This is a genomic window from Chryseobacterium sp. JM1, from assembly GCF_000737715.1.
GTDB lineage: Bacteria > Bacteroidota > Bacteroidia > Flavobacteriales > Weeksellaceae > Chryseobacterium.
This window is the reverse complement of record NZ_JPRN01000002.1, coordinates 1-12,423: the sequence shown is the minus strand read 5'-3', so window position 1 is coordinate 12,423 and position 12,423 is coordinate 1. Positions and strand designations below refer to the sequence as shown.

General features: G+C 39.7%; 13 protein-coding genes. All 13 read left to right on the top strand.

Going from position 1 to position 12,423, the window contains the following annotated elements; translation table 11 throughout:
* The 13 genes from IW22_RS02340 (at position 1) to IW22_RS02280 (ending at position 12,259) form a co-directional block, all read left to right on the top strand.
* A complete protein-coding gene (locus IW22_RS02340) occupies positions 1–1,263 on the top strand; it encodes an efflux RND transporter periplasmic adaptor subunit (RefSeq protein ID WP_034723890.1) in 1,263 nt (420 codons plus the stop codon).
* Positions 1,264–1,393: 130 nt separating this feature from the next.
* A complete protein-coding gene (locus IW22_RS02335) occupies positions 1,394–2,275 on the top strand; it encodes a bestrophin family protein (RefSeq protein WP_034724649.1) in 882 nt (293 codons plus the stop codon).
* 22 nt (positions 2,276–2,297) lie between these two features.
* Positions 2,298–3,194, top strand: a complete 897-nt coding sequence (locus IW22_RS02330; protein WP_034724648.1) for a cation diffusion facilitator family transporter — start codon at positions 2,298–2,300, stop codon at positions 3,192–3,194.
* Between the two features lie 15 nt (positions 3,195–3,209).
* On the top strand, positions 3,210–3,629 hold the full coding sequence (locus IW22_RS02325; RefSeq protein WP_034723888.1) for a Fur family transcriptional regulator: 420 nt from the start codon (positions 3,210–3,212) through the stop codon (positions 3,627–3,629).
* 44 nt (positions 3,630–3,673) lie between these two features.
* Positions 3,674–5,638, top strand: coding sequence for a heavy metal translocating P-type ATPase (locus IW22_RS02320; RefSeq protein WP_034723887.1), 1,965 nt, complete (start codon positions 3,674–3,676; stop codon positions 5,636–5,638).
* Positions 5,639–6,246: 608 nt separating this feature from the next.
* Positions 6,247–6,609: a hypothetical protein gene (locus tag IW22_RS02315; protein WP_034723885.1), complete on the top strand. Its 363-nt coding sequence runs from the start codon at positions 6,247–6,249 to the stop codon at positions 6,607–6,609.
* Between the two features lie 137 nt (positions 6,610–6,746).
* Positions 6,747–7,022: a YHS domain-containing protein gene (locus IW22_RS02310; RefSeq protein ID WP_034723882.1), complete on the top strand. Its 276-nt coding sequence runs from the start codon at positions 6,747–6,749 to the stop codon at positions 7,020–7,022.
* Positions 7,009–7,692, top strand: coding sequence for an SCO family protein (locus IW22_RS02305; protein WP_034723881.1), 684 nt, complete (start codon positions 7,009–7,011; stop codon positions 7,690–7,692). The genes IW22_RS02310 and IW22_RS02305 overlap by 14 nt, the downstream gene beginning before the upstream one ends.
* Before the next feature lie 290 nt (positions 7,693–7,982).
* Positions 7,983–8,657 (top strand): superoxide dismutase, encoded by a 675-nt coding sequence (locus IW22_RS02300; RefSeq protein WP_034723879.1) that lies wholly within the window; start codon positions 7,983–7,985, stop codon positions 8,655–8,657.
* Positions 8,658–8,660: 3 nt separating this feature from the next.
* The gene (locus IW22_RS02295; protein ID WP_051890953.1) at positions 8,661–9,029 is read left to right on the top strand and encodes a hypothetical protein; all 369 of its coding nucleotides are present in this window, start codon (positions 8,661–8,663) and stop codon (positions 9,027–9,029) included.
* Positions 9,030–9,439: 410 nt separating this feature from the next.
* Positions 9,440–10,267: an MbnP family protein gene (locus tag IW22_RS02290; protein ID WP_051890951.1), complete on the top strand. Its 828-nt coding sequence runs from the start codon at positions 9,440–9,442 to the stop codon at positions 10,265–10,267.
* Positions 10,260–11,306, top strand: coding sequence for a cytochrome-c peroxidase (locus IW22_RS02285; RefSeq protein WP_034723875.1), 1,047 nt, complete (start codon positions 10,260–10,262; stop codon positions 11,304–11,306). The genes IW22_RS02290 and IW22_RS02285 overlap by 8 nt, the downstream gene beginning before the upstream one ends.
* An 11-nt stretch (positions 11,307–11,317) precedes the next feature.
* Entirely contained in the window at positions 11,318–12,259 is a 942-nt protein-coding gene (locus IW22_RS02280; protein WP_034724646.1) for a transporter, read from the top strand.
* Positions 12,260–12,423 lie beyond the last annotated feature (164 nt).

Sequence of the window (12,423 nt, the reverse complement as noted above, 5' to 3'; positions counted from 1 at the left end):
ATGAAAATAAAGCACAATATCATATCTCTGACCGTCACGGCACTTTTACTTTTAAGCTGCGGAAAAAAAGAAACGCCTGCACAAAAACCAGAAGTGAAGACAGAAAAAGCTGAAGCCGGTCATGAAGAAGCACCCCAGACTATTGCTTCACTAACGGAAGATCAGATCAAATCCGTCGGGATATCTTTAGGTCCCATCGAGATGAAGGAACTTACTTCCACCGTAAAAGCCAACGGACTTCTGAGAGTTCCCAATAATAATAAAGCGACTATCACCTCTCTGTACGGAGGAGTGATCAAAACGCTGAATGTACAGGTAGGAAGCATTGTAAAAAAAGGGCAGGTGATTGCCACTATTGCGAATCCTGAATTTATCCAGTTACAGGAAGAATATCTGACGACGAACAGCAGAATTACCTATGCAGAGCAGGAATACAGAAGACAGCGTGAGCTTTTTGATAATGATGCAGGCGCCAAGAAAAATCTGCAGAGTTCAGATGCAGAGCTTAAAACCCTGAGAACGAAAAAAGCTTCCCTTCTGAGACAGCTTCAGATGATGGGAATCAGTCCGGGGAAAGTAAATAATGGCAATATGAGATCAGGATTGGTGATTACCGCACCAATTAGCGGAACCGTAAGCAGTATTTCAGCGCAGATCGGAAGTTATGTAGATGTTTCGTCACCTGTAGCGGAGGTCATCGATAATAATTCTATTCACCTTGATCTGCAGGTTTTTGAAAAAGACCTTCCTAAAATGAGAGTAGGGCAGATCGTCCATTTCAAACTGACCAATAATCCTGAAACTGAATATGATGCTATGGTGTACAGTGTAGGATCTTCTTTTGAAAACGAAAGCAAAACCGTTTCGGTACACGGCACAGTAACCGGAAATAAAGCAGGCCTCATCGATGGAATGAATATCACCGGGATTGTCAGCCTGGATAAAAACACAACACCTGCCGTTCCTAATGAAGCCATCGTAGAAGCAGACGGAAAATACTACGTCTTCATCCGTACCGATAAAAAACCGGAGGAGCATGAAGAGGAAGAAGGTGGAGACGATCACAAAAATGAAAAAGGAGAAGCTGCCGAACATAAAAAGACTTTGAATTTTGAAAAAGTAGAAGTGATAAAAGGGACATCAGATATGGGCTATACAGCCATTACGCCTGTCAAAGGAATTCCTGCTGATGCCAGAATTTTGGTGAAAGGAGCCTTTTTCGTTAATGCCAAGCTCTCTAATTCCGGCGGCCATGAGCATTAAAATAAGGAAATGATAATCGATTTATAGAAACAGGCCGGAAGAACTACCGATTTTTATGCCTAAATTAGAGGTGTTTACGGTACATTTTCAGAGTCAGAATATAAGAAACATTCTAATACATCATTCAGTTATGCTGTTAAACAAGAAAATATCCATCTGGTATTTCATCCGTGAAATAAAAACCCAGATCCTGTATATGGGAATATTTGCTGTATCCATAGGATTATTAGACCTTCTCCCATGGTTCCGGAAAATTTCACTTCCCCTTAATATTCCTGCTCTTTTGGGAACAGCCGTATCATTGCTGCTGGCGTTCCGTACTTCCCAATCCTACGAAAGATGGTGGGAAGCCAGAACCGTCTGGGGTGCGATAGTGAATGATTCAAGAACGCTGATGAGATTGGTTATCCAGTTTTTTCCGGCGGGAGAAGATAAGATCATCAAGGAATTTGCAGAAAGACAGATTATCTGGACCTACGCACTTGGTGAATCTCTGAGAAGGCAGCCTTTTTCAGATCGGGTTCAGAACTATCTGGATCAACATCAGATCAAAGCGGCCAATGTTCCGAATGCACTTCTGGATGCCCATTCCCAACAGCTCAGAGAGACAGCTTCTTCAAAAGGCTTAACGGATTTTCAACAGATGCAGCTAAATGACATCATCACCAGACTCTGCGACAGTATGGGGAAATGTGAAAGGCTGAAGAATACAGTATTCCCAAGATCGTACAGTATTTTGCTGCATACCTTAATCTATGTTTTTGCAGCTATCCTTCCTTTTGGACTGGATGATGCACAGCTGGCTGTTGAAATTATCATTACGTTCCTGATTCCGGTTATGTTTCTTGCCATAGAGAAAACCTCCATTATCATGCAGGATCCTTTTGAAAACGGACCTGTAGACACACCTGTGACCTCATTGGCACAGACCATCGAAATTAATATTAAACAGATGACAGGAGATCAGAATGTTCCCGTCAAAAAAGATAATTCTTTGTATTACGAAATGTGATCAATTAAAATTTCAGAAAAACATGGAAGAAATAAAAACACAAATAGGTTCACCGGCCAGCAGACATAAAAAGAATCTGCTTTTTGTCCTGTTGCTGAGCGGAACCTATATGATCGCTGAGGTAATCGGCGGTCTCGTTACCCAAAGTCTTGCGCTAATGGCGGATGCTGCACATATGTTGACCGATGTGGTAGGATTGTTTTTGGCATTTATCGCCATCAAAATAGGCGAACGAAAAGCAGATGCTTCTAAAACATTTGGATATTACCGGACAGAGATATTGGCAGCCGTAATCAACGCTGTCGTATTACTGGGTATTTCCCTGTATGTATTGTACGAAGCTTACCAAAGGTTTCAGAATCCTCCCGCAGTCCAGAGTAAAACAATGTTGATTGTAGCCGGAATAGGACTTGTCGTCAACATCATCGGAATGATGATCCTTAGAAAAGATTCAGAAGGAAGCCTGAATATGAAAGGTGCTTATTTTGAAGTGCTTTCGGATATGCTTACTTCCATCGGAGTCATGATCGCCGGAGTTATTATGTTGACAACAGGTTGGTATTATGCTGATCCAATTATTTCTGCATTGATTGGTCTTTTGATTTTCCCCAGAACCTGGCGTTTGCTGAAAGAGGCCGTTAATGTATTATTGGAAGGAACTCCGAAAGATGTAGATATTCACAAGCTTCGTCAATCACTGGAAGAAGTTCCGGGAGTGAAAGATGTTCATGATCTTCATGTGTGGTCATTGACATCAAGCGTCAATGCCATGAGCGCACATATTGTCAGAGATACCGGAACAGCTCAGAATCCATTGCTGAAAACTTTGACGGAAGTTACTACAGCGAATTTTAAAATCAGTCATACGACCTTTCAGATTGAAGAGGAAGGCTATGAAGAACAGGAAATGCATCTTTAAAAATTAATTGTAAAAATGAAAAAAGATATAGAAAACAAACTCATCGATAAAAATACCAAGCCTACCAGCATGCGGATTCTGGTGTATGATTTTTTGAGTACCCAGGAAGCTGCACTGTCCCTTTCGGAAGTGGAAAATCATTTTGACAATGCAGACAGAACGACGATTTACCGGACACTGAAAACGTTCGAAGAAAAAGGAATTGTCCACAGCATACAGGAAAACACCACCACAAAATATAAATTATGTGATGACGGCTGCGATGAGAAAACCCACAAAGACTGGCATCTGCATTTTTACTGCAAAATATGCAAACAGACCACCTGCAGAGAAGATATTTCCTTCCCGGAAAATGTTCAGACCCATTTCAGAATAGATGAAATAAGACTTTTTGCCAAAGGAATCTGCGAAAACTGTCTTGAAAGTTTGCAATAGTATTGCATCGTGTATAACCCTAATTTTACATCAAAATAGTATTTATGGAAGAATGTTGCAGTACAAAACCGAAAAAGAAAGAACAGCATACGCATGATCATTCAGAAGGAGACGGGCATGACCACTCTCACGATACAGGAGACAAAACACCTTTCCAGATGTTTCTTCCTGCCATCATCTCTTTTGTGCTGTTGCTGATAGGAATAGCATTAGACAATTATATAAAAACAGAATGGTTCAAAGGTTGGGTACGTTTAGTCTGGTATCTGGCAGCTTATGCTCCCGTAGGTCTTCCGGTTTTAAAGGAAGCCTATGAAAGCATCATCAAGGGAGATGTATTCTCCGAATTTTTCCTGATGGGAATCGCTACAGTAGGTGCATTTGTAATAGGGGAATATCCCGAAGGTGTTGCCGTAATGCTTTTCTATTCCGTAGGAGAAGTATTCCAAGGAATGGCGGTTTCAAGGGCTAAAGGAAATATAAAGGCCTTATTGGATCAGCGACCTGATGAGGTGACGATCATTGAAGCCAGTCAGCCAAAGACCATTAAAGCCAAAGAAACCAAAATAGGAGATATCATCCAACTGAAACCCGGAGAAAAATTGGCCCTTGACGGTGAGTTGATGACTGAATCAGCTTCATTCAATACCGCAGCGCTCACCGGTGAAAGTAAACCGGACACTAAGACAAAAGGGGAAGCCGTATTGGCAGGGATGATCAATATGAACAGTATTGCTCTCGTAAAAGTAAATACCGCTTACGAAGACAGCAAACTGAGTAAAATTCTGGAACTGGTTCAAAACGCCACCGCGCAGAAGGCCCCGACCGAATTGTTCATCAGAAAATTCGCAAAAGTATACACCCCGATTGTTGTATTTCTGGCCATAGGAATCTGTCTTCTGCCGTATTTCTTTGTTGATGATTATCAGTTCAGAGACTGGCTTTACAGAGCCTTGATCTTCCTGGTGATCTCATGCCCTTGTGCATTGGTGATCTCCATTCCTTTAGGATATTTCGGGGGAATTGGAGCAGCGAGCAGAAATGGAATTCTGTTTAAAGGAAGTAATTTCTTAGACAGTATCGCAGAAATTCAGAATGTGGTGATGGATAAAACCGGAACCATGACGGAGGGCGTATTCAAAGTACAGGAAGTAAGCATCAATCCAGAATTCAATAAAGACGAAATCCTGAAACTGGTCAATGTACTGGAAAGCAAAAGTACACACCCGGTAGCCACAGCAATCCATCATTACGCAGGAGAGATTGATCATGCTATTCCTCTGGAAAATGTGGAAGAAATTGCAGGGCATGGTTTAAAAGCTTCAGTCAATGGAAAAGAATTACTGGTTGGTAATTTCAAGCTGATGGATAAATTCAATATCAGCTACGATACCAACCACGCCAATATTGTCTACACACTTATTGCCATAGCTTATGATAAAAAGTTTGCAGGATACATCACCATTGCAGACAGTATAAAAAGTGATGCCAAAGAAACCGTTGACAACCTGCACAGAATGGGCGTAAAAGCCACCATGCTGAGCGGTGATAAAAGTACCGTTGTTAAATATGTAGCAGACCAACTGGGCATCGACAGTGCTTTTGGAGATCTCTTACCGGAAGACAAAGTCAATAAAGTAAAAGAAATCAAAGCAAAAAATCAAACCGTAGCTTTTGTCGGCGATGGTGTGAATGATGCCCCTGTAGTGGCACTCAGCGACGTAGGAATTGCCATGGGAGGACTCGGAAGCGATGCCACGATTGAAACCGCAGATGTCGTTATCCAGGATGATAAACCAAGCAAAATACCAATGGCGATCAATATCGGTAAACAAACCAAAAAGATCGTTTGGCAGAATATTGTTCTTGCCTTTGCAGTAAAAGCTGTAGTCTTAGCGCTCGGAGCCGGAGGTCTGGCAACGATGTGGGAAGCTGTATTCGCAGATGTAGGAGTAGCAATGCTGGCGATTTTAAATGCGGTGAGGATTCAGAGGATGAAGTTTAATTAGGGATAAGGGATAAGGGATAAGGGATAAGGGATAAGGGAGTAGATGGTAGGTCGCAGGAATAAGGTGACAGTTGTCAAATAATAGGTTTTAGATTGCCCCTTTATTAGAGGTCTCAAATTTTATCGGAGATAATAAAAATAAAAACACCCAAACCTATAAGGTTTTTTTACACAAAAACAATAAAACTGAATAATAATAAAAGCTGATAGATAGCAGGCAGGTGCCAACAATAGCTTTTAGGATGAAGCGACCCATTATTAGGATTATAAAATTTTATCGGAGATAAAATCCTAGCGCCTTAAAGCATCCTTTTGTCATATTCTTCGCGCCTTTGCTATTAAAAAACACAACATCATCTATTTAAAAATAAAAACACCCAAACCTTATAGATTTCCAAAATCTATAAGGTTTTTTCATACACAAAAAAGAATCTGCAAAATCACCACTATCTGCGCGAAAAAGAATAATCACATTAAACGTTTATTCCATAACTCAAAACCCCGCATCCCGAAACCCGTATCCGCTCACCGAAAAATAATCAATGACATTCATCATAAATAATCTATAAACCCAATTTGAGTAGTATATTTGTACAACAGAACTGATCATTGAGACTTTTTATATCCATATTCATCATTTTTACCATTGCATTACGTCCCGTTTTGCCATTGGTGAACTATGCCGTGAACTATGATTATATTGTAAAAAACCTCTGTGAGAACAGAAATGTTCCTCAGTCAACGTGTAAAGGGAAATGCTATGTCAGCAAAGAATTGGCGAAAACGGAAAAACAGTCCAACAATTCCCAGGTCATCAAAATATCCGTCCTGGATGTTTTTGTTTCCCACGATACCCTTTCATTTTTAGGCCTGAAAGAATCTGAGCCTGAAGATGAGGCTATACATTCGGATTATAGTCTTGATCATCATTCAGAATATTTTTCCAGAATATTCCATCCTCCTTTAGCTTAACTATTCAACTATTCTTTTAGTTTTTTCTCAAAGTGTCTTCGTTTTTTACAACCTGATGTTGTAAAAGCGGTGCTGATCTTTGCATTAAAAATTAATTCACACATTCATAATACTATCAATTTCAATTGACCATTAAAATGAAATCAAAAATTATTTTGACTGCACTATTGTCAGTTTCATTATTCGCCTGTGGCCAGGAAACCCCTAAAGTAAAGCATAAAAAGAGCACTTCCTCTTCAAAATCGCCGGTTAAAAAAGTAAAATTTGCCAATGCGGAAGATCCTATCTGTCACATGAAAACAGAAGATGATATGAAAGATACGGCGGTCTATAAAAATAAAACGTACGGTTTTTGCAGTAGCTTATGCAAGGACGAGTTCAAAAAAAATCCTGAGAAATATGTCCAAAAATAATAAGACCAAAAACGGAGCAAAGAGAAAGGTGATCATTCCGATTGCGATTTTCGCTCTGCTGTTTCTGGGAATAGGTGTTGGAATGGGATATTTCAAGAAGAACCTGTACACTGTAATGAAGGTTCCCGATTTTGAACTCACCGACCAGAATAATAAAAAAATCACCAATAAAGATATGCTGGGAAAGGTATATCTGGTAGAGTTTTTCTTTAGCAGATGTCCTACGATTTGTCCTGTGATGAACCGGAATATGAGATTTATTGAAGATGAGGTGAACAGCCCTGAATTCGGGATCATTTCAATAAGTATAGATCCGGAAAATGATACACCTGCTGCGTTGAAAGAACATGCTAAAAGTGTCGGAGCAAAATCCCCGGACTGGCATTTTCTTACCGGAGACAGGGAGTATATCGGAAAGCTGGCAGATCAGTTTAATATCTATGTAGGGGATAAGGAAGACGACAGTGAAAGCCTCAACCACAGCGGAATGATTGCTTTGGTAGATAAAGAAGGAAATATCCGTTGCAGATACAATAAAGATAATATGCCTATCCTGTATTACTCAGGATTGAATTATGAAGATCCGGAAGGGAAAACTGCTAAACTTAACGGCAAGTATCATCCAGACCGGGAAATATTGATCGAGGATATTAAGAAATTATTGAAATAGAGTAGGGAAAGGAAGATGGAAGAATGAAGCTGGAAGTTAATGATGAGGATAATGATGAATGATTAAAAGACCAATGAAGTTGACATCATGGAGTAGAGGAGTGCTCATGCAGAAGCTAATGACAGGGATAATGATGGCTGGAAATCATGAATGCAGAGGATTAAAAAGATGAGATGAAGAAATATCAATGAAGGAGAGTCATCTTCAGACAGAAATGTCGTCGTACTTCCATCATCCTGCTTCCCTTCTATAAGTATAAAAATATTGTTAAACCATAAAAACAAAACGTTATGAAGATTTTGAAAATAGCAGCTGTAAGTGCCGTATTTGCCGCACAGTTCGCTTTTGCGCAGTTTAAGCAGACACCGCTTCCGTATGCATACAATGCACTGGAAGGTTCGGTAGATGCACAGACGATGGAAATTCACTATTCAAAGCATGCTGCTGCGTATGTTGCCAATTTGAATAAAGCGATTGCCGGAACACCACAGGAAAAACAAACGCTTTTCCAGATCCTTTCAGGAGTTTCTAAGCTTACTCCGGCGGTAAGAAATAATGCAGGCGGACATTACAACCACGAGCTTTTCTGGACGGTTCTTACACCCGTAAAAAACACGCAGCCTTCTGAGAAACTGGCTAAAGCGATTACGGAAACTTTCGGAAGCATGGATGCGTTCAAAGAAAAAATCAGCAAAGCAGGGGCAGACCGTTTCGGTTCAGGATGGGCATGGCTTTCTGTAGATAAGAGCGGAAAACTATTCGTGTCTTCTACAGCCAATCAGGATAACCCTTTGATGGATGTAGTGGAAGAAAAAGGAACTCCAATCTTAGGAATTGATGTTTGGGAACACGCTTATTACCTGAAATACCAGAACAAGAGAGCAGATTATCTTACTGCCATCTGGAATGTGCTGAACTGGAAAGAGGTTAGCAGAAGATATGAAGAAGCCGTAAGCAAGAAATAACAGATGAATTTAATTTGCAGCATATTCCTTACTCTTTATATGGTGTTCAGGCCTCTGATCCCACTGATGGAGTATGCTGTAAATTATGATTATATCTCCACCACTCTCTGTATCAATAAAAGCAAACCGGAACTTCACTGTAATGGTAAATGCTACCTGAGCAAAGAACTCGCAAAAACAAATGATTCCGATTCTTCACCTTTAAACAAAACCAAAAATTCAGGACAAAAAGTTCTTGATATCTGTACCCTTCCCGAAATTACAGGAATCAATAAAGCAGAAAGTTTTCTTTCTGTACACTTCAATTTTCTCTACGAAACAGCCTATTCTTTTCTGTTTCTCAAACACATTTTCAAACCACCGGTTTTTTAAGTTCAATTTTAATCTTTACCGACCACAAAGACCATAAAGAATTTTCTTAAGCATTTCGTCATACATACTATTTTAAGGTTAGTATGAAAAATCGAAGATTTTAAAAAGCTTAAGTGTTCTTCTATGCAGTTTTTCAATTCACTTTAAACAACTGAAGTGTTAAAAATTTTTGTGTCTTTTGCTGCTATTTTTCACCACAGATTGCACAGATTTTCACAGATGTTTATGCATGTTTTTCAAAATGAAGAACTTTGATTTTATTAAGCTTAAGTGATCTTCTTATTCAAAAGCATTTCAACTTCAGATAACTTAAGTGTCAAAAAACTTTTGTGCCTTTTGTGGTTAAAAAAAATGAATGTTCACCCATTCAAAAACATTTCTATTTTAAAAATTCAACTTAAAAAATCAAAATGAAAATTTATAAATTTTTATCATTACTCTTTATTGCCCTTAATTTATTCACTTTATCATCATGTCGAAACAGCGATGACGATGATCCGCAGGATACTTCTACAGGAAACCTTCAGATCAAATTTGAAAACGGATTCAATAATCTTGGCGATATTGTATTAAACCAAACTGTTCAGACTTCTGCGGCAGGGCAAAAACATAATTTCTCCGCTCTAAAATATGTGGTAAGCAATATCACACTGATTGATGAAGGTGGAAACGAATTCAAATACAATGAAAATAACCCGGATAAAGGAGCTTTTATCATAGACCAGGCAGATGCCGTTGCAGGAGTGGTCTATATTGATCTGAAAGGTATTCCGAAAAATAATTATAAAAAAGTAAAATTCGGACTGGGGATCAGCCAGAAGGCTTACCTGCTGGGACAAAACGGTCAGGCAGAGTTCTGGAATAAAGCTAAACAGAAAGGGATGTCCTGGTCATGGGCAGGCGGCTATATTTTTGTAAAACTGGAAGGGAAATACGGAATATCCTCTGCAGATACAGAATTCATGAACCATACCGGAAATATGGGAAACATAACAGCCAATGATATGCCCGATCTTTACCGGGAAATTACGTTGAATCTTCCGACTACAGCCAGAGTAACAACTCAGGTAAGACCTTCCATCCACATTCTTGCAGATCTGAATCAGTTTCTGAGCGGCAGCAAAACGCTTTCTTTAACGACAGGAAATAACATGATGATGGGTTCCGGTCCGCATCTTTTGGATGTGACGAATAACCTTACTGCAATGTTTAAAGTAGATCATGTTCATAATGATTAGGATTTTATTAAAAACAATATTGCTGGTCATTACATTTCTGAGCTGTTGGTCCTGTTCAGATGAGGTAATGCAGCCGCTGGAAAAGGATGAGGCTTATTCATTGCAGTTTCCATCATACTTTCCGAAAATGACTTTCGATGCATCCGGGAATCCGGTGACGAAAAATGGACTAGAGCTGGGTAGAAAATTATTTTACGAAGGCAGGCTTTCCAGAAATAATACCATATCGTGCGGTTTCTGCCATATCCAGGAAAATGCTTTTACGCACCATGGTCATAATGTGAGTCATGGCGTAGATGACAGAATTGGAATCCGTAATGCACCACCCATTCAAAATATGGCATTCCTGAAAAGATATATGTGGGACGGTGTGATCCATAATCTGAATGAACAGCCCATCATTCCGATCACAGATGCCAATGAAATGGACAGTTCAATGCCGGAAGTGCTTTCTAAATTAAAAGATGATCCGATGTATAAAAAACTCTTCATGGCAGCTTATGGTGACGAAAGTATAACCGGTGAAAGAGTCTTAAAAGCGCTGTCGCAGTTTATGGTCAGCATGATTTCCGCAGATTCGAAATATGACAGGGTTAAGCAGGGAAAAGAAAATTTCACCTCTGAGGAATCTCAGGGATTGGCTCTTTTTACCCAGAAATGTGCTTCCTGCCACAGCGGAGAATTATTTACCGATGAGAGTTTTAGGAATACGGGAATGTATTACAATAATCAGTTCAAAGATGCGGGCCGTCATCGCGTGACCCTTGATCAGAATGACTGGATGAAATTCCGTGTACCAAGTCTCAGAAATGTAGAATATACCGCACCGTATATGCATGACGGAAGATTTTACACGCTCAGCGCAGTTCTTAATTTTTATTCAGATAGCGTGGAAGACAATCCCAATCTGGATCCGCAGCTGAAACAGAACGGGCATATCGGAATTGCGATGAATACTCAGGAAAAGCAGTTTATCATCGCCTTTTTGAAAACCTTATCCGACAAAAACTTTATTTCTAATCCAAAATTTGCAGAATGAGCATCATGAACATGAAAAACATAATTTTTATACTGAGCCTGACATTATCATTAGTCTGTCAGGCTAAAACAGTCAACGATAGTCTGTTTATCGCAGATCCTATGAACAGCATTGTGCTGGATGACTGTGATGCGTGCGGCTGTGCGGCAGGAAACGGATCTTCCGGTTTTGAGTCTTTACTGAATCCTCAATTTATCGGGATCAAATATTTTGCCCAGCATTATAAAGCCAAAGAAAACCTTTTTGTAAAAGATCTTACACAGGACCAGTATTTTAATACCCTGCAGGTTTGGGGGAAAATTCCATTGACACAAAAGCTGAGTGTATACGCCAGCCTGCCCTTTCATTTTCATGAGAAGAGAACCATGCAGGGCGATATCAACATTAATGGTATCGGAGATCTGAACCTGATGGGAATCTATAGGATCATCAGCTCCAAAGACAATTTTCATCAGCTCAACGGTGGTTTGGGGGTGAAAATTCCTTTGGGAAAATTTGATGAAAAAGGTGCTTCCGGCGTCAACCCAAGTTTTCAATTGGGAACCGGAAGCTGGGATTATCAGGTCGCTTTGAACTATAAGTTTCAAAAGAATAAACTGGCTGTGCTGGTCAATACAGATTATACGGTAAAAACTGAAAACAAAAAGAACTACCGTTTCGGAAACCAATGGAATTACGCCGCAACAGGTTTTTATCAACTTGCAGGAAATGAAAAAACTATTTTCTCTGCCAAAGCCGGACTTCAGGGCGAAGTCTATGATAAAAACAAACAGTTTGATGAAGTATTGCCCAAAACAGCTGGAAGCGCTTTATATGGAAAACTCGGTTTTGAGGCTTCCTATAAAAAGTTCAGTCTGGGTGGGGAAGTTATGCTGCCTGCTTATTCCAATCTGGCAAGCGGTGACATTGAAGCAAAATCAAGGTTCAGTGTTTTTATCAATTTTGGAATTTAATCTTATGATAATCGGAATCTTGGTGGCTAAGAACCTTGAAGCCGCCATGTTATTTCATGTATTATAATTCTAAAACCCCGGTGGCTTCGAGATCCTCCTTTAGATTAGCAGAGGATAAAGTTATTAACTTTAGAGAAAGAGAAAGCATTTAATTAAACTAAGAG